The sequence below is a fragment of the Streptomyces mobaraensis genome (assembly GCF_020099395.1).
In the GTDB taxonomy this organism is placed as follows: Bacteria; Actinomycetota; Actinomycetes; order Streptomycetales; family Streptomycetaceae; genus Streptomyces.
The window spans coordinates 1,591,355-1,612,505 of record NZ_CP083590.1 but is presented as its reverse complement, the minus strand read 5'-3'; the positions used below and the strand labels follow the sequence as shown (position 1 = coordinate 1,612,505).

At 73.4% G+C, this 21,151-nt stretch carries 19 protein-coding genes; 9 read left to right on the top strand and 10 right to left on the bottom strand.

Going from position 1 to position 21,151, the window contains the following annotated elements:
* The first annotated feature begins 45 nt into the window (after positions 1-45).
* The 3 genes from K7I03_RS06720 to K7I03_RS06710 all read left to right on the top strand — a co-directional run bounded on the left by K7I03_RS06720 (position 46) and on the right by K7I03_RS06710 (position 3,601).
* Complete coding sequence (locus K7I03_RS06720; protein ID WP_185944070.1) at positions 46-1,938, top strand: FG-GAP-like repeat-containing protein; 1,893 nt, start codon at positions 46-48, stop codon at positions 1,936-1,938.
* Between the two features lie 198 nt (positions 1,939-2,136).
* Positions 2,137-2,574, top strand: coding sequence for a hypothetical protein (locus K7I03_RS06715; RefSeq protein WP_185944071.1), 438 nt, complete (start codon positions 2,137-2,139; stop codon positions 2,572-2,574).
* Positions 2,575-2,800: 226 nt separating this feature from the next.
* Positions 2,801-3,601, top strand: coding sequence for an MgtC/SapB family protein (locus K7I03_RS06710; RefSeq protein WP_185944072.1), 801 nt, complete (start codon positions 2,801-2,803; stop codon positions 3,599-3,601).
* Here the strand turns inward: K7I03_RS06710 and K7I03_RS06705 are convergent.
* Positions 3,588-4,271 carry an L-2-amino-thiazoline-4-carboxylic acid hydrolase gene (locus K7I03_RS06705; RefSeq protein WP_185944073.1) on the bottom strand — a complete coding sequence of 228 codons (684 nt, stop codon included), beginning with the start codon at positions 4,269-4,271 and terminating at the stop codon, positions 3,588-3,590. The two genes, K7I03_RS06710 and K7I03_RS06705, sit on opposite strands and share 14 nt — an antisense overlap.
* Positions 4,272-4,538: 267 nt before the next feature.
* Between K7I03_RS06705 and K7I03_RS06700 the strand changes: the two genes are divergently transcribed.
* The gene (locus K7I03_RS06700) at positions 4,539-5,066 is read left to right on the top strand and encodes a GNAT family N-acetyltransferase (protein ID WP_185944074.1); all 528 of its coding nucleotides are present in this window, start codon (positions 4,539-4,541) and stop codon (positions 5,064-5,066) included.
* A 92-nt stretch (positions 5,067-5,158) separates the two neighbouring features.
* On the opposite strand, the gene K7I03_RS06695 is transcribed toward K7I03_RS06700, so the two are convergent.
* Entirely contained in the window at positions 5,159-5,539 is a 381-nt protein-coding gene (locus K7I03_RS06695) for a hypothetical protein (RefSeq protein ID WP_185944075.1), read from the bottom strand.
* Positions 5,540-5,558: 19 nt separating this feature from the next.
* Complete coding sequence (locus K7I03_RS06690) at positions 5,559-6,110, bottom strand: hypothetical protein (RefSeq protein WP_185944076.1); 552 nt, start codon at positions 6,108-6,110, stop codon at positions 5,559-5,561.
* A 351-nt stretch (positions 6,111-6,461) separates the two neighbouring features.
* Between K7I03_RS06690 and K7I03_RS06685 the strand changes: the two genes are divergently transcribed.
* Positions 6,462-7,313 carry a helix-turn-helix domain-containing protein gene (locus K7I03_RS06685; RefSeq protein ID WP_185944077.1) on the top strand — a complete coding sequence of 284 codons (852 nt, stop codon included), beginning with the start codon at positions 6,462-6,464 and terminating at the stop codon, positions 7,311-7,313.
* Positions 7,314-7,434: 121 nt separating this feature from the next.
* Here K7I03_RS06685 and lysA read toward each other — a convergent pair whose 3' ends face one another.
* Positions 7,435-8,784 carry a diaminopimelate decarboxylase gene (gene lysA / locus K7I03_RS06680; RefSeq protein ID WP_449657237.1) on the bottom strand — a complete coding sequence of 450 codons (1,350 nt, stop codon included), beginning with the start codon at positions 8,782-8,784 and terminating at the stop codon, positions 7,435-7,437.
* A 385-nt stretch (positions 8,785-9,169) separates the two neighbouring features.
* On the bottom strand, positions 9,170-9,625 hold the full coding sequence (locus tag K7I03_RS34025) for an SAV_915 family protein (RefSeq protein ID WP_313772163.1): 456 nt from the start codon (positions 9,623-9,625) through the stop codon (positions 9,170-9,172).
* A 666-nt stretch (positions 9,626-10,291) separates the two neighbouring features.
* Here K7I03_RS34025 and K7I03_RS06670 point away from each other — a divergent pair.
* Positions 10,292-11,962, top strand: coding sequence for an AMP-binding protein (locus tag K7I03_RS06670; protein WP_185944142.1), 1,671 nt, complete (start codon positions 10,292-10,294; stop codon positions 11,960-11,962).
* The gene (locus tag K7I03_RS06665) at positions 11,959-13,590 is read left to right on the top strand and encodes an AMP-binding protein (RefSeq protein ID WP_185944078.1); all 1,632 of its coding nucleotides are present in this window, start codon (positions 11,959-11,961) and stop codon (positions 13,588-13,590) included. Before K7I03_RS06670 ends, K7I03_RS06665 begins: the two co-directional genes overlap by 4 nt.
* Positions 13,591-13,665: 75 nt before the next feature.
* Here the strand turns inward: K7I03_RS06665 and K7I03_RS06660 are convergent, their stop codons facing one another.
* Positions 13,666-14,784, bottom strand: a complete 1,119-nt coding sequence (locus K7I03_RS06660) for an NADP-dependent oxidoreductase (protein WP_224346925.1) — start codon at positions 14,782-14,784, stop codon at positions 13,666-13,668.
* Positions 14,785-14,882: 98 nt separating this feature from the next.
* On the opposite strand from K7I03_RS06660, the gene K7I03_RS06655 reads away from it, so the two are divergent.
* Positions 14,883-15,749 carry a LysR family transcriptional regulator gene (locus K7I03_RS06655; RefSeq protein WP_185944079.1) on the top strand — a complete coding sequence of 289 codons (867 nt, stop codon included), beginning with the start codon at positions 14,883-14,885 and terminating at the stop codon, positions 15,747-15,749.
* Between the two features lie 356 nt (positions 15,750-16,105).
* On the top strand, positions 16,106-16,339 hold the full coding sequence (locus K7I03_RS06650; RefSeq protein ID WP_185944080.1) for a hypothetical protein: 234 nt from the start codon (positions 16,106-16,108) through the stop codon (positions 16,337-16,339).
* 166 nt (positions 16,340-16,505) lie between these two features.
* Here the strand turns inward: K7I03_RS06650 and K7I03_RS06645 are convergent, their stop codons facing one another.
* The 4 genes from K7I03_RS06645 to K7I03_RS06630 form a co-directional block, all read right to left on the bottom strand.
* Positions 16,506-17,201 (bottom strand): hypothetical protein, encoded by a 696-nt coding sequence (locus K7I03_RS06645; RefSeq protein WP_185944081.1) that lies wholly within the window; start codon positions 17,199-17,201, stop codon positions 16,506-16,508.
* A 147-nt stretch (positions 17,202-17,348) separates the two neighbouring features.
* On the bottom strand, positions 17,349-19,100 hold the full coding sequence (gcl, locus tag K7I03_RS06640) for a glyoxylate carboligase (RefSeq protein WP_185944082.1): 1,752 nt from the start codon (positions 19,098-19,100) through the stop codon (positions 17,349-17,351).
* A gap of 44 nt (positions 19,101-19,144) precedes the next feature.
* The gene (locus K7I03_RS06635; RefSeq protein ID WP_185944083.1) at positions 19,145-20,020 is read right to left on the bottom strand and encodes a 2-hydroxy-3-oxopropionate reductase; all 876 of its coding nucleotides are present in this window, start codon (positions 20,018-20,020) and stop codon (positions 19,145-19,147) included.
* Between the two features lie 250 nt (positions 20,021-20,270).
* Entirely contained in the window at positions 20,271-21,050 is a 780-nt protein-coding gene (locus K7I03_RS06630; RefSeq protein WP_398856690.1) for a TIM barrel protein, read from the bottom strand.
* Positions 21,051-21,151: the final 101 nt, after the last annotated feature.

Genomic DNA, 21,151 nt, shown 5'->3' with positions numbered 1-21,151 from the left:
TTCGTTCGAATATTTGTCCCCTGTTCCCTAGTGCAGTGAGTCGTCTTGACACCTCACAGATGGTCCCGGAGCCTCGCCACCGTCCTCGCCATGGCGGCCTGTGGCGCCTCCGCCACCGCCGCCGTGGCGGCCCCCGGCCCCGGCCCGGGCTCCGGTACCGCATCCAGGCCCACGCCCTCCGCGTCGGCCCCCGCCACCCGCGCGACCCCGTCCGCGGTGGAGAAGTTCTGGACGGCCGACCGCCTCGCCGCCGCCGTGCCGCTGGACGCCGGCCGGGGCACGCCCGTCGCGTCCCCGCGCCCCGGGGTCTCCCAGCTGGCCCCGCCCGGACCCGTCGGCACCGCCCCCAAGGGCACCCCCAAGGGCGTGTACGGGGACGGCATACCCGCCGTCGGCACGTTCTTCTTCGACACCAAGGCCACGGGCGCCACGTACTGCTCCGCGAGCATCGTCCGCAGCGCGCACCGGAACCTCGTCCTCACCGCCGGGCACTGCGCCAAGCACGCGGCCGACAAGGGCATCTTCATCCCGCAGTTCCGCAAGGGCAAGGCGGTGAAGGACCAGCCCTTCGGCGGCTACCCGGTCCAGAAGGCGTTCACCTACGCCAACTACCAGCCCAACAGCATGCGCGCCGACTCCGACCTCGACTTCGCGTTCCTGCGCGTCGGCCCGGAGTACCAGCGCAAGAAGCAGGTGGAGGAGGTCACCGGCGCCGGGCTGCGGCTGCGTGACACCCCGCGCCTCGCCAACCAGGTCACCGTCCACGGCTACCCGCACCTCAGCGGCAACGGCCAGCGGGCGATCAGCTGCACCGTGCCGACCGAGCGGCTCGCGGGCTTCCGCCAGATGCTGATGCGGTGCTCCGGGTTCTACGGCGGCGTCTCCGGCGGCCCGTGGGTCACCGGCTACAACGCCAAGACCCGCACCGGCGACGTCATCGGCAACGTCGGCGGCTACTACGGCGGCGGCCCGCCGCGCAGCTCCGGCCACGACGACTGGATGAGCTACTCGCCCGTCTACGGGCAGGAGATCCAGGACCTCTACCGCGCCGCCGTCGCCGACCGCGCCCCGGGCAGCGCCCCGCCGCGCGGCCTGTACGAGGGCAAGCTGGCCGGGCCCGCGAGCGACTGGAAGTACGCCACCCACGTCGTGGCCGCCGACGTCGACGCCGACGGCCACGACGACCTGCTGGTCATCTGGAAGGACGGCGAGGCCACGCTCTACCCGGGCGACGGCCGCGGCGGCTTCGGCACCCCGCGCACCCTCGCCAAGCAGAAGAGCTTCTGGAAGAACGCCCGCTCGGTCACCACGGGCGACTTCACCGGCGACGGCCGCCCCGACCTCATGGTCCTGTGGGCCAAGGACGACAAGAAGGACACCTCCACCGGCAAGGTGAGCGTGTACTCCGACATCAGCGCGGCGCGGCTGACCGGCACCAAGGAGTACGTCGTCCAGCAGGCCGGCTCCGAGTGGAAGTACGCGACGGCGATCACCGCCGGCGCCTTCAACTCGGGCAAGGCGAACGACGTCGTCGTCCGCTGGAAGGACGGCGACGTCACCCTGCACAGCGGCGTCACCGGCAGCGGCACCGGCCGCGAACGGACGCTGGTGAGCAAGGACGCCGCCTGGAAGGACGCCGTCTCCCTCACCACAGCCCAGCTCTCGGGCAAGGGCGCCGACCTGCTCGTCCGCCGCGCGGACGGCAAGCTGGAGGCGTTCTCCGGCATCACGGCCACGTCCGGCCGCCTCGGCGGGGGCGCCGTCCTCCAGCCCGCCCACCCCTCGTACACCCGCAACTCCGCGATGGCGGCGGGCGACTTCACCGGCTCCGGCCGGCGCGCCGACCTGCTGGTCCGCTGGGTCGAGGGCGAGACCTCCCTCTACGAGGGCACCGGCCCGAAGCGGATCGGCACCTGGAAGACCATGGTGTCGCCGTGAGCGGACGCGTTCGCCGACGCGTGAGCCGACGGGTCTGATGACGCGTCTGACGACGCGTGCGGTGACACCGCGACACGGAAGGGGGCGCCGGTGGACGAACCGGGGCCGCCCCGCTCCCCTTCTTCCCTCTTTCCGGCGGCCGGCTTCCGCTACGTCGTCCACTTTGTCCCCGCTCTCCGACTCCGACGGGTGGTACCCATGGACGTCTCCGCCGCACCCCCGTCCGGCGGCGGCACCGGACCACGGCGCCCCCACACCCCCGGCACACTGATCGCCGCGCTCTGGGTGCCGTTCGCGACCGTCGCCGGCGTGGTCACCTCCTGGCAGGTGCAGCGCATCGACGGTGACTGGGTGGACCGGCAGCAGGCGGCGTGCCGGCGCCTGGCCTTCCCGACGGCGGAGCACGTCGCCGCGTGGGCGGGCCCGGCCCTCGGGGTCTCGGCGGTCGTCGTCTGCGTCCTGCTCGCCCGGTGGCTCCGCCGCCGGCGCGGTGTCCGGCTCGCGGGGACCGGGCCGGGGCTCGTGGCGTACCTCGGCGCGTGGCCCGCCGTGCTCACGATCCCGCTCGAACTCTTTCTGCTGTACGCCACGTACTCGCCCGTCGGCTCCGGGCCCGTCCTGGGCGACTGCGGATAGCGCCGCGCGCGTCCGCGCGTCCGCCCGTCCTTGTCGCCCGGATTTCCCGCCGTCCGCCGGTTATGGAAGAGATCAGCCGGGGCAGGCGCCCGCCGGATCTCGGTGGGGACGGGGGTGGCTCCTGCGGCCCTGCGGCGGTGGTGGCCTGTCGCCGTGCCGATTCAACAGCCGGCCGCGTCCCGCCGATATCAAAGCGACGCGGAGAGCATGGAGAAGGAGGCGGACGATGGTGCAGGAGTGGCACATGGCGGCCAACATCGGGGCTGGGCTGGGGCTGGGCTCGGTCATCGGGCTGGAGCGCCAGTGGCGGGCCCGGATGGCGGGGCTGCGGACGAACGCCCTCGTCGCCGCCGGGTCCGCCCTCTTCGTGCTCCTCTCCACGTTCGGCTTCTCCGACGCCACCAGCACCACGGGCTACGACGGGTCGCGCGTGGCGGCGCAGATCGTCTCGGGGATCGGTTTCCTCGGCGCGGGTGTCATCATGCGCGACGGCCTGCGGGTGCGCGGTCTGAACACGGCCGCCACGCTGTGGTGTTCGGCCGCCGTCGGCGCGCTCGCCGGCACCGGGCTGTACGTGATCGCGATCCTCGGCACGGCCGGCGTCGTCGCCGCCAACACCCTGCTGCGGCCGCTCGCCCGGCGGCTGGACCGGGAGCCGCGCGGCGGGGCGGAGGTGGCGACCGACTACCACTTCGAGGTCGTCTGCACCGAACCCGAGGAGGCCCACGTCCGCACCCTCGTCGTCCAGGCCGTCGGCCGCCCCGGGTTCCGGCTGCGCTCGGTGCACAGCCGCGACGCGGAGGACGCCGGGAAGGTCACCGTCTCCGCCGACCTGACCACCGAGCGCCGAGACGACAGCCTCCTGGAGGAGGCCGTCAGCCGGCTCTCCCTCGAACCGGCCGTCTCGGCGGTCAGCTGGACCGTCCTGAACACCTCCGACGAGGAGTCGGAGGGGGACGGGGACGACGACTACGGGCCGGCCGGCCGGGCCCGGCGGCGGGTGCGGAACCTGTTCACGGGGCGGTGACCTCGGACGGGCCCTCCCTCCCGGTCGTGCGGCGGAAGACGAACGGGCAGTTCGGGCCGCCGTGCCCGATGGTCGTCGGCCGCTCGAAGGCGAAGCCGTGCCGCTCCGGGTCGACGGCGTCGCTCCAGTTGGCGTCGAAGGCGCAGAGCACCGGCGTCAGCCGCCCGGCGCCGTTCGCCTCCAGCACCTGGTGGTAGAAGCAGTGCTCCACCTGGGCGATGTGCTCGCGGTCGTCGTCACGGGGGTGGCTGAAGGTGAAGGCGGGGCCGAAGTAGTCGCGTTCGCGCTGCCGGCTGAACTCCACCATCAGCGCGAACGCGTCCGGCGCTGCGTCGAGCGCGGCACCGACCCCGGCCAGCATCTCCGCCCGGAGCGGTTCGACGAACGCCCGCTCCAGGAGCGGCAGCAGCTCCTCGTCGGGGTGGTCGGGCGAGAGCTCCCGGTACGCGGCCAGGACGGCGAGGGAGACGGCCAGGTTGTGGCGGGACGACTCGTCCTCGGCCAGGTGCCGCTGGTCGGCGCGGAGGCGCTCGTACCGCTCGCGGAGGCGGGCGGCGAGGCCGTCCGGTGCGGGGTGGTCGTCCACGAGCGCGGTGAAGAACGCCTCGATGGCGAGGTGGGTCTGGTCCACCAGGTCAGGGGTGGTGGTCTCGGAAGAGTGGTGGGTCACGGGGGACTCCCGGTGGTCGGGCCTCTCCCGGACCGGCGGCACACGACCCGTACGGTACGCGTGACGGCCGGTCCCGGCGCGAGGCGGGGCCGGCCGGCGCACCCACCTACCACCATGGCGCCAGCCTGACGTGTTCAGTTGACGGCTCATGATGGTGGATCGCGGGGTGGGCGTCAAACGGCTCGGACGGCTCGGACCCGGCGGCCCGATGGCGCGGCTCGGCTTAACGGTTCGACGTGCCGCGTCGCCGCCCACCAGACTGTCCCCATGCGCATACGCCCTCCTCACCCCGCCGAACTGCCGCTCCTCCGGGACGTGGAACGGGCCGCGGGCGAACGGTTCCGTGACATCGGCATGGCGGAGATCGCCGCGGACGAGCCGCTTCAGGTCGACGAACTGGAGCAGTACCGCCGGGCCGGACGGGCCTGGGTGGCGACGGAGGCCGGGGAACGGGACGCGGACGGGGGCCCTCCGGTCGTCGCGTACCTGCTCGCCGACCGGATCGACGGCAACCTCCACGTCGAGCAGGTCTCCGTCCACCCCGCCGCCGCGCGCCGGGGCGTCGGGCGGGCCCTGCTGGAGCACCTCGCGACCGTCGCCCGCGCGGCGGGAATCCCCGCGCTGACCCTGACCACGTTCGCCGACGTCCCCTGGAACGCGCCCTATTACGAACGCTGCGGCTTCCGCCGGCTGGCCGTGGACGAGATCACTCCGGAGCTGCGGGCGGTCCGGGAGCGGGAGGCCGCGCACGGGCTGGACCGGTGGCCGCGGGTGTGCATGCGCCGGGAGGTGTGAGGCGCGGGGCGGGGCTCCGCTCCAGGAGCCGTCGCGGAGGCCACGGCCGGTTCCGGGCCGTGGCCTCCAAGGGCGGCAAGCGCTCAGGCTGTTCAGGCTGAACCGATGTCCGCCGCCAGTTCCATGACGAGGTGGTAGCCCCCGGCCAGGTCGATGTCGGTCCGCTCGCGGAGCAGCTTGATCGCGGCGTCGCGTCCGCCTCCCCGGAGCAGTTCCGTCAGCTCGTCGACCAGGGGGGCGTCGAGGTGTCGGAGGGATTCCAGCGCCTGCCGGTAGCTGGTGGGCAGGGTGTGGCCCCGGCCGAGCAGGTCCAGGGCCGCGGAGGCCGTGTGCAGCCCGAGGCCGGAGTCCTTCCGCAGGCGGCGGACGGCCTTGGCCGTGCGGCCCTCGGCGGCCAGCGTCCGTGCCTCGTCCTGGGCCTCGGGGCCCACCGGGGTGATCAGCGCCGTCGTACGCGTCTTGGTGCTCGTCATGGCGATGGGGCCTCCCCGGTCAGCGGCACTGCTTCTTGATCTGGTCGATGCCCAGGATGGCCGAGGCCAGGCCGCCGAGGGTGGCGCCCAGCTCACTGATCTTCTCCTCGCCCTTGGCGACGCGGATCAGGAGGTAGGCGGCCTTCTTGACGCCGCCGGCCTTGCTGATGAACGCCTTGAGCTTGAGGACCTTGGCGACGGGAACGGCACCGCCCGCCACGGCGGCGGTGATGGCGGCGACACACTTGGTGGTCTGCCACCAACCGAAGGCCACGACGCCGTCCGGCCCGGTGGGGAGGTGCTCGGCGAGATACGCGCGGACCGCGTCGTCCCCGCGCCCCACCACGTCGTCGGGCATACCGTCGATCACGGTCAGGGCGGCGAGGAACCGCTGTCCGTCGGGGGTCTCCAGCTCCTGCGCGGCCGTCGGGCGCGGGTCCGCGACGGCGGCCGCCGCCGGATGGGCCGCCGGGGTGCGGGTGGCCGCGGCGGCGGCGTGCGAGACGCCGGTGCCGAGGACGGCCACCGTGGTGAGGGCGGCGGTGAGGGTGGTCAGTCTGGTGAACTTCACGTGTTTCTCCCGTCGGTTCAGCCCTGGCTGGTCGAGCCGGGCATGGCACGGCGGTACCGCTGGTCGAACGGTGTCCGCCGTCCGGCGGAAACGATCATGGGTGATGTGGGAGTGCAAAGAGAGGCTTGTGTGGCATGTGAGACCGGATCGGCTAATTCCGTATGCTCACTGTCCGAATGCTTTCGCCGCATGCGGCGTCGTTCGAGAGCCCTGCCGGCGCCGTCCGGAGGGTCCCGGTGCGCTCGCCGCAGTGGGGGCACCTGTGCCACCACGCCGGTGGCTCATGCCTCCATCGGGTGAACGGGCGGCCGTACCGGGCCGGGCGCGCCCGCAAGCCAGTAGGAAAGGCACATGCCGCCCAGAACGACACCCACCGAACGCCAGAAGAGGCTGGGGAGCGAGCTGCGCAAGATGCGCACCGCGGCCGGGGTTTCCACCGACTACGCCGCCCGCCTGCTCGGCGTCGACCGTACGAAGATCTCCCACATGGAGTCCGGGACGCGCGTCGTCTCGCCGGAGAGACTGCGCATCCTCGCCTGCAACTACGCGTGTTCCGACGAGCGGTACATCGAGGCCCTCGCCGACATGGCCACCGACCGCAAACAAGGCTGGTGGGAGCGGTACCGGGCGGACCTGCCGCCCGGCATGCTCGACATCGCGGAGCTGGAGTGGCACGCGGAACGGGTCCTGACCTCCCAGGTCATGCACCTCCCCGGGCTCCTCCAGACCGAGGACTACGCCCGCTCCATCTTCGCGGCGGTCCTGCCACCGCCGAGCCGGCTGGAGGTGGAACTCCGGGTGGCCTTCCGGATGGAACGGGCCCGCGTCCTCCGCGGCGACCGGCCGCTGGACTACGTCGGATACATCCACGAGACCGCCCTGCGCACCCGCTTCGGCGGCCGGGACGTCACCCGGCGCCAACTGGAGTACCTGGCCGAGGTGTCCGAGCTGGACCACGTCGTCCTGCGGGTCGTCCCCGTCTCCAGCGGTGCCTTTCCCGGAGCCGGCCACTCGCTGCTGTACGCGGAGGGGCCGGTCCGGCAACTCGACACGGCGCAACTGGACTCGGAGCTCGGGCCGCTGTTCTGGCACGCGGAGTTGCAGTTGACGAAGTGCCGGGCTCAACTGGCGTGGATGGAGAACGCGGCTCTGGACCGGGAGGAGTCCCGGGCCCTGGTGCGGGCGGTGGCGCGGGAGATCTGAGCCCGTCCGGCGTTTGAGGACAACCGCGCGGAGCGCGGTTTCGGGGGTGCGGGGGCGCAGCCCCCGCAAGAAACGGTGAATGGGGGTGCCCCCCTCTGGGGGAGGGACCGGGGCACACCCCCTACACCCCGACGTCGCGGCTCCGCAGATCCTCAAGCGTCTCCCGGCGCACCACGAGCCGCCCCCGGCCCCCCGAGACCGCCGCCACGGGCGGGCGGCCGACGTGGTTGTACGCGGAGGCCATGGACAGGTGGTACGCACCCGCGGCGGGGACCGCCAGGAGATCGCCCGGGCGGAGGTCGCCCGGGAGCGGGACGTCCTCGGCGAGGACGTCGCCGGCCTCGCAGTGCCGGCCGACCACCGTCACGGTACGGGCCGGTGCCAGGGAGGAACGGTTCGCCAGGTGGACGGTGTACCGGGCCCCGTACAGGGCGGGACGGGGATTGTCGCTCATGCCGCCGTCGACGGCGACGAAGGTGCGCCCGCCCGTCGTCTTGACCGCGAGCACCCGGTAGAGGGCCACCCCGGCGGGGCCCGCGATCCAGCGGCCCGGTTCGACCGTCAGCCGGGGGACGGGGAGTTCGGCGTGGGCGCAGCGCAGGGCGAGTTCCGCCGTGACGCGGTCGGCGTACGCGGCGGGGTCCACGGCCGGGTCGCCGGGGCGGTAGGCGATGCCGAAGCCGCCGCCCAGGTCCAGTTCGGGGAAGGTGACGCCGTGCCGGTCGCGCAGCCGGGCGAGCAGCTCCACGAGCTTCCGGACGGCGACCGCGTACGGGTCGGTGGAGGTGATCTGCGAGCCGAGATGGCAGTGCAGGCCGACGAGTTCGAGCCGGGGCTGGCCCAGGATGCGTACCACCGCCTCCTCGGCCTCGCCGCCCGCGATCGGCAGCCCGAACTTCTGTCCCTCCACCCCCGTCCGTACCGCCGCGTGCGCCCCCGCGGCCACCCCCGGGACCACCCGCAGCAGCACCCGCTGCCGGGTCCCCGCGGGCACGAGCGCGGCGAGCCGGGCGATCTCGCCCGTGCTGTCCAGGGCGATCCGGCCCACGCCGAACCGGAGCGCGGCGCGCAGGTCGGCGGGGCTCTTGGCGTTGCCGTGCAGCACGACGCGCTCGGCGGGAAATCCGGCGTGCACGGCGAGGTCGAGCTCCCCGGCGGAGCAGACGTCGAGGTCCAGCCCCTCCTCGTCGATCCAGCGGACCATGGCGCGGCAGAGGAACGCCTTGCCGGCGTAGGCGATCCCGGCGTCGGGGAGCGCGGCACGCCAGGCGCGCGCCCGGGCGCGGACCTCGTCCTCGTCGAGGACGTACGCCGGGGTGCCGAAGCGGTCGGCGAGTTCAGCCAGGGGGACCCCGCCGACGGCCACCTCGCCGGACGGCAGGGTACGGGCGGAGGCCGGCCACAGGGGCGCCGGACCGACGGCTTCGGCGGCTTCGGGGGATCCGGAGACCCCGGGAGGTACGGAGGTTATGGGCGCGGGCGGGATCGGGGCGGGGTGGGGGAGGGGCACGGGGGTTCCTTCGACGCCTTTGGGCCTGGAGGGGCGTGGGTGGTTGGTGGGGAGGCGGAGAGAGGGGCCGGGGTACGTACCGGGGCGCGTCCGTGGTCACGGCGGCTTCTCCGGTCCCGCGCATCTCCGCGTGGACGTGGGCGCTCACTCGCGGCTCGCGGCTCGCGGCTCGCGGCTCGCGGCTCGCGGCTCGCGGCTCGCGGCTCGCGGCTCGTAGGCGTGCGGGGCGGCGGTGACCGTGGTGCTCCGGCCGGGCACGCGCACCGCGCACCACGAACCGCGCCGGGCCCGAACCGCCCCCGCGCCGCCCCCGCCCCGCCCGCGAGCCGCTCACGCGACCGCGAACTCAGCCCCCGAGCGTGGGCAGCAGCGCAGCGGGCGACGGCCCGTCGGGGGAGCGGCGGACCGCCGGGGCCGTGAGTTGCGGGTCCACGGAGACGAGGGTGACGCCGAGGGGCGCGGCGAGCGCCCGTACCGCCGGCAGGGCCAGCCGGACGGTCGGCTGGTGGGCGCCGAGGCACGCGGTGAGCCGCGCGGGCGTGGTGAAGGCGACGGCCGTCCGGCCCCCGAGCGGCGTACGGAAGACGCGCAGCGCGAAGCCGACGGGACAGGGCCGGACCGGCACGTACAGCGCCGGAAGGACGGAGGTGGGGGAAGGAGCGGGAGAAGCGGAGGCCGGGAGCGGCGTCCCGCCGGGATGGGAGGGCTCTTCGGAGGACTCCCCGCCGTCGGCCACCGGGCTGTGGGCGGCCGTCACGGCCGCTACCGCGGCGGCTTCGGCGGGAGTTCGGTTTACACGCATGACAGTCCTCGGGGAGGATGAGAGGAAAGTGAACCGGGGGTGAGCGGGGTGGGACAGGGACGCTGCGCCCGAGCCGGCGGCCGGGGCGCCGTGCTGCCCACGGTATGCCCGGCCGGACGCCGGACGACCGTTTCCTTGACAGCCTGTTGACCCGCCACACGTGAGCCTTGACGGCCCGTTGACGCAAGCGACGCGATACGAAGCGATACCGAAGCCATACCGGTGCGATAGCGACGCGACAGCGGCGCCATACCGGCGCGTTCCCCACCCCGGCACGGCCGCGCACCGCCGCGGACGGCGGATCACCCGGCGCGCGACCGCCCGCCGTGAACCCGTGCGCCGGGTGTGCGCCCCTCCCGTGCGCCGGGTCCCACTACCACTCTGCCATGAGCGGGCAAAGAATTCGGAAGGACTAGTGCGGGGACGGCCGTCCCCCGGGAACCCCGGCGGGAATCCCCTGTTCGCGCGGCGCGGACAGTCCCGTCCGGGGCTGGCGGGTCTTCGATCACCGACGCACGATGCTCACCTGCGGATCGACGGCTCGCGCGGCAACTGGAGGAACACGTGGCGACAGAGAAGGCGGCGGAGAAGGCGGCGGGGAACAGGGCGGGAGCACCGGACGGAGCGGCGAACGGCGCCGAAACCTTCCGGGCGGCACGGGACTTCCTGCTCGCCCACCGGGAGGACTACCGCGCCGCGTACGACGGCTTCGTCTGGCCCCGGCCCGCGGAGTTCAACTGGGCGCTCGACTGGTTCGACCCGCTCGCCCGGGGGAACGACGCCACCGCCCTGTGGATCGTGGAGGAGGACGGCTCCGAGACGAAGCTGTCCTTCGACGACCTGCGCCGCCGCTCCGACCGGACCGCCCGCCGGCTGCGTGCCCGCGGCGTCCGCGCCGGCGACCGGATCGTCGTCATGCTCGGCAACCAGGCGGAGCTGTGGGAGACCATGCTCGCCGCGATGAAGCTGCGCGCCGTCGTCATCCCCGCCACCCCGCTGCTCGGGCCCGCCGACCTCGCCGACCGGATCGGCCGCGGCCGGGCCCGGCATGTCGTCGTGCGGACCGCCGACACCGGCAAGTTCGCCGAGGTGCCGGGCGACTACACCCGGATCGCCGTCGGCGGCACCCCGCCGCCCGGCTGGCTTCCGTTCGAGGATGGTGCGGCGGAAGAGGGGAACGGCGAGAGCTTCATCCCGGACGACGAGAGCTTCGTGCCCGACGGGCCCACCCCCGCCGACGCCCCCCTCCTCCTGTACTTCACCTCCGGAACCACCGCCCGCCCCAAGCTCGTCGAGCACACCCACACCTCGTACCCCATCGGCCACTTGTCCACGATGTACTGGATCGGGTTGCGCCCTGGCGACGTGCACCTCAACATCTCCTCGCCCGGGTGGGCCAAACACGCCTGGTCCAACTTCTTCGCGCCCTGGAACGCCGGCGCGACGGTCTTCGTCGTCAACTACACGCGCTTCGACCCGGCGCGCCTGATGGCCGAGATGGACCGCTGCGGTGTGACGAGCTTCTGTGCCCCGCCGACCGTCTGGCGCATGCTCATCCAGGCGGACCTGCGCGCCCTGCGCACCCCGCCGCGCGAGGTCGTGGCGGCGGGCGAACCGCTCAACCCGGAGGTCATCGAGGCCGTCCGGCGCGCCTGGGGCGTCGCGATCCGGGACGGCTTCGGGCAGACGGAGACCTCCGTCCAGGTCGCCAACCCGCCCGGGCAGCCGCTGAAATCGGGTTCCATGGGCCGTCCGAGCCCCGGCTTCACCGTCGTCCTGCTCGACCCGGTCACCGGTGAGCCGGCCGACGAGGGGGAGATCTGCCTCGACCTCACGGGCGACCCTGCCACCCGGCCCGTCGGCCTGATGACCGGCTACGCCGGGGACCCCGAGCGCACCGCCGAGGCGATGGCCGGCGGCTACTACCGCACCGGCGACATCGGCGCGCGGGACGCGGACGGCTACATCACCTACATCGGCCGCGCGGACGACGTGTTCAAGTCCAGCGACTACAAGATCTCGCCGTTCGAGCTGGAGAGCGCGCTCCTGGAGCACGAGGCCGTCGCGGAGGCCGCCGTCGTGCCCGCGCCCGATCCGCTGCGGCTGTCGGTGCCCAAGGCGTACGTCGTCCTCGCCGAGGGCTGGGAGCCGGGGCCGGACACCGCGAAGGCGCTGTTCGCCCACTCGCGCGCCGTCCTCGCGCCGTACAAACGCGTCCGCCGGCTGGAGTTCGCCGAGCTGCCCAAGACCGTGTCCGGCAAGATCCGCCGCATCGAGCTGCGCGAACGCACCGCGCAGGGCGGCGGTACCGAATTCAGAGAGGAAGACCACCGGTGAGCACACCCTCGTACGCGGGCGGCCCCGTCGACACCCCCCTGCTTCGAGAGACCATCGGCACCAGCCTCACCCGTTCCGTCGCCCTCTTCGGTGAACGCGAGGCGCTCGTCGACGTCCAGGGCGGACGCCGGTGGACGTACGCGGAGTTCGGACGCGCCGTGGAGGAGGTGGCGCTGGGGCTGCTCGCCAAGGGGGTGGCCCAGGGCGACCGGGTCGGCATCTGGGCCGTCAACTGCCCGGAGTGGATGATCGTCCAGTACGCGACCGCCCGCATCGGCGCGATCATGGTCAACATCAACCCGGCCTACCGCGTGCACGAACTCTCCTACGTCCTGCGGCAGTCCGGGGTCTCGGTACTGGTCTCGGCCACCGCGTACAAGACGAGCGACTACCGGCGCATGGTCGAGCAGGTCCGCGGGGACTGCCCCGCGCTGCGCGACGTCGTCTACCTGGACGACCGGACGTGGACGGGCCTGGTCCGGCTCGGCGCCGGGACGCCCCGCGAGCGGCTGGCCGAACGGGAGGCCGGGCTGAGCCCCGAGGACCCCGTCAACATCCAGTACACCTCGGGCACCACCGGCTTCGCCAAGGGCGCCACCCTCTCCCACCGCAACATCCTCAACAACGGTTATTTCGTGGGCGAGACGCTGGGCTACACGGAAGAGGACCGGATCGCCCTGCCCGTCCCCTTCTACCACTGCTTCGGCATGGTCATGGGAAACCTCGCGGCCACCACCCACGGCGCCTGCGTCGTCATCCCCGCGCCCACCTTCGACCCCACGGCCACCCTGCACGCCGTCGAACGCGAGCGGTGCACCTCGCTCTACGGCGTCCCCACGATGTTCATCGCCGAGCTCGACCTGCCGGACTTCGCCACCTACGACCTCTCCACGCTGCGCACCGGCATCATGGCGGGCTCGCCCTGCCCCGCCGAGGTGATGAAGCGCGTCGTCGCCGAGATGCACATGGAGGAGGTCACCATCTGCTACGGCATGACCGAGACCTCCCCGGTCTCCACCCAGACCCGGCGCGACGACGACCTGGACCGCCGGACGGGCACGGTCGGCCGGGTGCTCCCGCACATCGAGGTGAAGATCACCGACCCCGAGACCGGCGCCACCGTCCCCCGCGGCGAGCCCGGCGAACTCTGCACCCGCGGCTATTCGGTGATGCTCGGCTACTGGAACGACCCCGAGCGGACCGCCGAGGCCATCGACGCCGACCGCTGGATGCACACGGGCGACCTCGCGGTGATGGACGAGGAGGGGTACGTCCGGATCGTCGGCCGCAGCAAGGACATGATCATCCGGGGCGGGGAGAACGTCTACCCGCGCGAGATCGAGGAGTTCCTGCACACCCACCCGAAGATCGCCGACGTCCAGGTCATCGGGGTGCCCGACGACCAGATGGGCGAGGAGATCATGGCCTGCGTCATCCTCCACGACGACGCGGGCGGCCTCAGCCGCGACGAACTGGCCCGCTACTGCCGGGGCCGGCTCGCCCACTACAAGGTGCCGCGCTATCTGCGGGTCATGGAGACCTTTCCGATGACGGTGAGCGGGAAGGTACGGAAGGTGGAGTTGAGGGAGGAGGCTGTGGCGTTGCTGGAGGGGGCGGGGGCGCGGTAGCCGCGCGCAGCGCGCTTCGGGGGTGCGGGGGCTTGCCCCCGCAAGAAACGGAGAAGGGGCGGGGTGGGGCACCCCCTACGCGACGGCCGCCCGAACGAGCATCTTGCCCGTGTTCCACCCACCCAGCATCCCGAGGAACGCCTCCACCACCCGGTCGAACCCCTCCACGACCGTCTCGTCCCGCACCACCCGCCCGGCCGCGATGTGCGGGACGAGGAACTCCTCCCACTCCTCCTGCGCGTCGCCGTGCTCGCGGACCAGGAAGCCCTCCAGACGGATGCTCTTCTCCACGATGTCGTAGAGGTTGCGGGGCGCGGGCGGCGGCTCCGCGCTGTTGTACTGGGCCACCGCGCCGCACCACGCGATCCGGCCGTGCGGGCGCATCGACGCGATGGCCGCCTCCAGGTGGTCGCCGCCGACGTTGTCGAGGTAGACGTCGATGCCGTCCGGGGCCGCCTTCGCCAGCTGCTCGGCCACCGGCCCGTCGTGGTAGTCGAAGGCGGCGTCGAAGCCCAGGTCGTCCACGAGGTGCGCGACCTTGGCGGCCGAGCCGGCGCTGCCGATCACCCGGCCCGCGCCCAGCAGCCGGGCCAGTTGCCCGGCCGTGCTGCCCACGCCGCCGGCGGCCGCCGAGATGAAGACGGTGTCCCCTGGCCGCACCTTCGCCACGCGCGTCAGCCCGACGTACGCGCTGAGGCCCGTCCCGCCCAGCAGCCCGAGCCAGGCGCTCACCGGTACGCCCTCGTGCCGCGGCAGCACCCGTGCGCCCTCCGCCGTGCTCACCACCGCGTGCGTCCGCCAGCCCTTCCGGTGGAAGACCAGGTCGCCGACGGCCAGTGCTGGATCGCGGGACTCCACCACCCGCCCGACCGCCCGGCCCTCCAGCGGCGCGTTCAGCTCCCACGCGGAGTCCATGGCCTCCCGCATGTACGGGTCGACGGACAGCAGGAGGTTCTCCACCAGCGCCGCGCCGGGCGGCACCGCGGGCAGCGGCTCCTCGACGAAGGCGAAGTGCGCGGCGGTCGGCATGCCCTGCGGGCGGGCGGTCTGGTGGACGGCGCGGAGGGTGCCGCGCGCGGTGCCGGCCGGAAGCGTTTCGGCCGGAAGCGTGGCAGTCGGAAGTGTTCCGGCCGGAAGCGTGCCGGTCGCGATGGTGCCGGTCGGGACGGTGCTGGTGAGGGCTGTGCTGGTCATGGGAGGACCGTAGGCCGGGGCTCGGGGCGGTACCCAGCCCCTGGCGTCGATGGACCGAGGGCTTCCATGAATCCCGTTCATGGACGTAGATTCACCCGGTGCCACAGAACGAGATCACCTTCCCCGAGCTCCGCGTCCTCGCTGCCGTGGACGCGGTGGGCAGCTTCACCGCCGCCGGAGCCCGGCTGGGACTGACGCAGTCCGCGGTCTCGCACGCCGTGCGCACCTGTGAACGCAAGCTCGGCGCCGTCCTCTTCGACCGCGGCCGGCACGGCGCCCGCCCCACGGAGGCCGGGACGCGGGCCGTGGCCCGGGCCCGGCGCATCCTGCGGCTGCTGGAGACCATGGGCGCCGAGACCCGTGGGCCGGGTCCGGAAGGGCTCTCCGGACCTCTGCGGATCGCCGCGTTCCGCAGTGCGGCCGCCCAGTTGCTGCCCGGGGCGCTGGCCCGGCTCGCGGCACGGCACCCGGGGCTCGCGCCCGAGGTGCGCATCGTGCGGGAGATCGGCCGCGGTACGGCCGGTGAAGTCGCCGACGGCCGCGCTGACCTGGGCATCGCCACCCTGGACGGCACCCAGCCGCTGCCGCCCGGCCTGGTGGCGGCACCGCTGATCACCGAGCCCTACTCCCTGGTCCACCCGGCGGGCCATCCGGCGCCGCGCTCCCTGCCGTTGGTCGACTGGGCCGAGAACTGCGGCTCGTACACCCGGGACTGGTGGGCCGGGCAGGACTGGATCCCGCCCGCCACGATCAACGCGGAGGACGACAGCGTCGTCCTCTCGATGGTCGCCCAGGGCCTCGGCATGGCCATCATGCCGTCCCTCGCCCTGGCCATGGCCCCCGCCGGCGTCACCGTCGTGGACCTGGGCCCGACGGGCCCGCGGCGGAGCGTCGGCTACGTCACGACCCCGGAGCTCGCGGGCAGTGCGGCGGTCCGCGAGCTGATCCGCGCGCTCCGGGCGTGAGCGGGGGAGCGCACTCCCTCTGTGCCCCGCCTCCGCGCCTCCGGTGCCGCGCGCGCCCGCGCCCGCCCGTGCCCGCGCTCCGGAACAACCGTGCCGCGCCCGCCCCGAATGCGCTGACATGACCGGCAATTCCCCCTGTGGGGTGGAGTGCCGGGCGCATCGTTTTGCCCGGCCCGGCGGCCGGGGAGGCTCGGTGCGAGGACGAGCGCCCGGGCGGGACGGCGACCCGAACTCCTGGCCGGGGGAACGTTTCGGTGCTTCCCCGGTCACCTCGTGGGGGTGACGCGCGGCATGGGGCCGCAGGGCCCAGGGCATTCGTGATGTGTCTCAGCCGATGAGCGGATTAGAGGTACTTCATGCGCAGCTTCGCCGTAATGACCCTCCGCGCCGCCGCGTTCCTGGGTGTGCTCTCCGGCCCCGCGCGGGGTGCCGCGCCGTCCGCCGCCGGTGGTTCGCCCGCCGCCGGGGCGGGCTTCTTCGACGGTGTCGTGAGCTCGGGCAAGGACGCCCTGGAGGCGTGGAAGCAGGAGGCCGCCGAGACGGTCGGCAACGTCATGGCCCTGCGGAAGCCGGCCGGGCAGCAGGGCTGACGGAGGGCCGGGACCGCCCGGCATCCGGCGGGGCCGACCACGGCGGACCCCAGGAAGGGCCCAGCGACGGCGGACCCCGGGAAAGGCCCAGCGACGGCGGGCCCGGGGAAAGGCCCAGCGACGTCGGACCTGGGAGGAACCCAGCGCCGACGCCCCCCCAAAGGGCTCACCGCCGGCGGACCAGCTCCTCCGCGCACGCGTTGAGCGCGCGTGGCGCGCCCGTGAGGTCCATGACGAACAGCGGGAGCCGGCAGTCGTCCGCCCGGGAGCGGGCCTCGGTCGTGTAGCCGGCGAGCGAGAAGCAGACCCCGGTGGCGTCCTCGGTGAGGGCGCGCAGCCAGAGGCACTCGACGTCCCGCGTGGTCGTGGGCAGGGTCGTGGGATCGACCCGTACGACCAGGCCGTTGGCGAGCAGGTCCACCAGGCCCGTGCCCGTCGGCCCGGCCGGCCGGTCCGGACGCCGGACCTGGGCGAAGCCGAGCCAGCGCAGATAGCGCTGGGCGGCGGTGACGGCGTCGCGCTCGGTGCGGATGGCGACGGGCCGGAAGTCCGGCCGGTTCGTCCGCCGGGTTCCGGCGCGCCCCTCGCCGCCGGCCGGCGCGGCGGACTCCACGGAGAGCTGCACCACGGCCCCGCACGAGCAGTCGAACTCCGGTCTGGGCCACTGGCCCTGGCGCCCGCAGCCGCCGCAGCGGACGGCGACCCAGCCGTTGCGCCAGGTGCGGTGGGCGACCGGATGCGGAACGGAACCGGGGGAGACGGGCAGGGTGAGGGGAGCGCCGCAGGCGCAGGGATAGGTGGGCGGAGTGAACGGGTGCTCCCGGCCGCACGTCGGGCAGTGCACCGGAACGCTCTTGGCCATGGTCGGCTCCAGCGAACGGGTCCGTAGGACTGAGGCACTCCATAGTCCACGAAGCGGACGCCGCGGGGGGCGCGAATGGCCGAAGCGGGGACCCGGACGGCGGCGCCGCGGCGCGACCCGGCGGTGGGGACGCCACCGTCCGGGGGTTTAGGGGGCGGGCAGTGGCTCGTACTCGCGGACGGCGTCGATGTCGGTGCCGTGCGGGGTGTTGGCCTCCCGCTCGATCATGATCTCGACCAGCACGGGACGCGAGGTGGCGACGGCTTTCTCGCGCGCCCACTCGATGGCGGGCCGGATGTCGCCGGGCCGGACGACCCGCCGTCCTGAACAGCCGTACGCCTCCATGATCTTGACGTTGTCCGTGCCCGTCTCGTCGTAATGGATGTCGACCTGGTAGTTCATGGCGTAGGGCAGGGACGCCTGCCGGATGAGGCCCAGGTACTCGTTGTTGAGCATGATCAGTACGAAGGGGATGGCGTACTGGGCGGCCACGGCCAGTTCCTCGACCGTGTACTGGAACCCGTAGTCCCCCACGACGCCCACCACTTCCGTCGCGCCCCGGCCCATGCCCTCCAGCGCCTTCTTGACGCCGATCGCGGCCGGCACCTCCCAGCCGAGCGGCCCGGCCTGACCGCAGACCTGGTAGTGGCGCGGCCGGTGGGCCTTCTGATGCTGGCCGCCCCAGATCTGGTAGAGGCCGATGGCGGTGACGAAGTACGTGTCCGCGCCGAAGACCTCGTTGATCTCCTTGTAGACCCGGGGCGCCTTGACGGGCACGGTGTCGAAGTCCTCGCGGCGGACGAGGGTCCGCTTCAGCTCGGCGCACCGGGCCCGCCAGGGACCGATCCGCGGCCGGGCGGCTCCGCTCCCGGCCGAGCGGGCCCGGGCGGCGGTCAGCAGCGCGGCGAGGAAGGCGCGGGCGTCCGAGACGATCCCCAGCTCCGGCGCGACCACCCGGCCCAGCTGGGTGGGTTCGACGTCCACCTGCACGAAGGTGCGCGTCCCCCGGTAGACGGAGAGGTCGGCGCCGGTGTGGCGGTCGCCGAAGCGGGCGCCGACGGCAAGCACGAAGTCGGCCTCCAGGAACGAGGCGTTGGCATACCGCTGGGACGTCTGGATGCCGGTGGTGCCCATGTTGAGCTCGTGGTCGTCCTCGATGACGCCCTTGCCCATCAGCGTCACCTGAAACGGCAGCCGCAGCTCCTCGACGAGCGCCCGGAGTTCCGCCGCCGCGCCCGCGGTGACGACCCCGCCGCCGGCCAGCACGAGCGGCCGTTCCGCGGCGAGCAGCAGATCCAGGGCGGCCTCGACGGACGGCCCGTGCGGCGGACACGGCCGGACGGGCAGCCGGGCGTCGGTCCCGGGCGCGTACGCGATCTCGTGCCGGGCCACGTCCAGCGGGATGTCGACGAGCACCGGCCCCGGCCGCCCCTCGCGGGCGGTGCGGAACGCCTCCCGGAACACCCACGGCAGCTGCGCCGCCTCCTTGACCTGCACGGCCCACTTGGTGACCGGCCGGGCCACCGCCACGATGTCCACCGCCTGGAACGCCTCCTGGGGCAGCTTGCCGGAGACCGCCTGCCCGGTGACGCAGACCATCGGGACCGAGTCCGCGTGCGCCGTGTAGAGACCGGTGATCAGGTTGGTGGCGCCCGGCCCCGAGGTCGCCAGGGCCACGCCGACCCGCCCGTTGGTGCGGGCCCAGCCGTCGGCCATGTGCGCCGCGGCCTCCTCGTGCCGGACGACGAGGTGCTCGACGCCGCCGTCCGCCTCCAGCGCCTGGTAGAGGGGGAGGATGGCGGCGCCGGGGCAGCCGAAGACGGTGTCGACGCCCTCGTCCTTGAGGATGTGCACCACCGCGCGCATCGCGGGGATCCGGGGCACGGTGACTCCGCGCATGCCTCCGCTCGTGCCTCCGCCCGTGCCTCCGTTCACGACTCCGCTCATGACGCCGACATCCTCTCCACACCGCGCAGCAGGGCCGAGTGGTCCAGCCCGCCGTCGCCCTGCGCCCGGACCGCCGCGACCAGTTGAGCGACCAGCCCGCAGAGGGGCAGGGCGACGCCGGCCTCGCGGGCGGCGGCGGTGACGATGCCCATGTCCTTGTGGTGCAGGTCGATCCGGAAGCCCGGGGTGAAGTTCCGGGTGAGGAAGGCGTGCTTCTTCCGGTCGAGGACCGCCGAGCCGGCGAGCCCGCCGTTCAGCACGTCCAGCGCGACGGCCGGATCCACCCCGGAACGCTCCAGGAAGACGACGGCCTCGGCGCAGGCTTGCAGCGTCGCCGCGACGATCAGCTGGTTCGCCGCCTTGACGGTCTGGCCGGCGCCGTGCGGACCGCACAGCGCGGCCGTCGACCCGAGGACGTCGAACAGCGGCCGCGCCGCCTCGAAGTCCGCCCGCTCCCCGCCCGCCATGATGGAGAGGGTGCCCTCGATGGCACCTGCCTCGCCCCCGGAGACGGGGGCGTCCAGGACGCGCAGGCCGCGGTCGGCGCCCTCCCTGGCCAGGGTGACGGCCGTGCGGGGTGTGACCGTCGACATGTCGATGAACAGGGCGCCCGGGCGGGCGTGTTCGAAGACGCCGTCTTCGCTGTCCAGTGCGACGGCCGTCACCTCGGCGTCCGCCGGGAGCATGGTGATGATGACGTCCGCGTCGCGGACGGCTTCCGCGATGGTGGGGGCGGGGGTGCCGCCGTGGGCGGCGAGGTGGTCGAGTTTGTGCTGTTCGAGGGTGTGAGCGGTGAGGGGGTAGTTGGCTTTGAGGAGGTTGTGGGCCATGGGGGAGCCCATGATTCCCAGGCCGATCCAGGCGATGTGCATGGGGGTTCCTTTCGGTTGTGGGGTGTGCCCCGGTCCCGCCCCTTCGCCGTTTCCTGGGGCTGCGCCCCAGACCCCGCTTGTCGCGGCTTCGCCGCTCGTCCTCAAACGCCGGACGGGCTGAAATTGCCGTCCCGGGCCGAATCCAGCCCGTCCGGCGTTTGAGGACAACCGCGCGCAGCGCGGTTTCGGGGGTGCGGGGGCGCAGCCCCCGCGAGAAACGGGAAGGGGCGGGACTGGGGCAAACCCCCCGTTACGGCCGGTACTCCAACGCGACCCACCCGCCGTACCCCGCCTTACGAAGCCGCGCGACCAGCGCATTGAAATCCAAGCGCCCCGTTCCCGGCGCCCCCCGCCCCGGCCAGTCCGCGAACTGCACATGCCCGGCCACGCCTCCGTACCGATCGATGACGGCGTCCAACTCCGCACCGCCCATCGCCAAGTGATACAGATCCATCAGAAACTTCGCGTTCCCCAACCCCGTCACCGCGTTGACCCGCTCCACCACGGCGACGGCCGCCTCCGCCGTCACGAGCGGATAGTCCGGCGACTCGGCCGAGTTGAGCGCCTCGATCAGCAGATCCGCGCCGACCCGGTGCGCCGCGCGTGCCGCGAGAACGAGGTTGTCGAGGGCGAGCGCGTCCTGGACGGCCGGGTCCGTGTCCGGCAGGCGGTTGCCGTAGAGGGCGTTGAGGCCCGTACAGCCCAGCGACCCGGCGAAGTCGGCGGCGACGTCGATGTTGGCGCGGAACCGCTCCGACTCCCGTCCCGGCAGGGACAGTGCACCCCGGTCGGGCCCGGGCAGCCGGCCCGCGTAGAAGTTGAGCCCCACGAGGCGGGTGCCGGCCGACGTCAACGCGGCACGCAGCGCGTCGAGTTCGGAGCGGGGCGGGCAGGGCTCGTCCGGCCACGGCCACCACAGTTCGACGGCGGTGAAGCCTGCGGCGGCCGCGGCGGCGGGGCGTTCGAGGAGTGGGAGGCCGGTGTGGAGGAGGGAGAGGTTGGCGGCCAGGTGCTGATCATCGGGAGCCACCACAGGACACCTTCTTCCGTAGTATGGAATTGATAATCCGTGCAACGGAAAAGAAAGTGCCCGACCGGCCCCGGACTGTCAAGGGGCCTCGCGACGCGGAC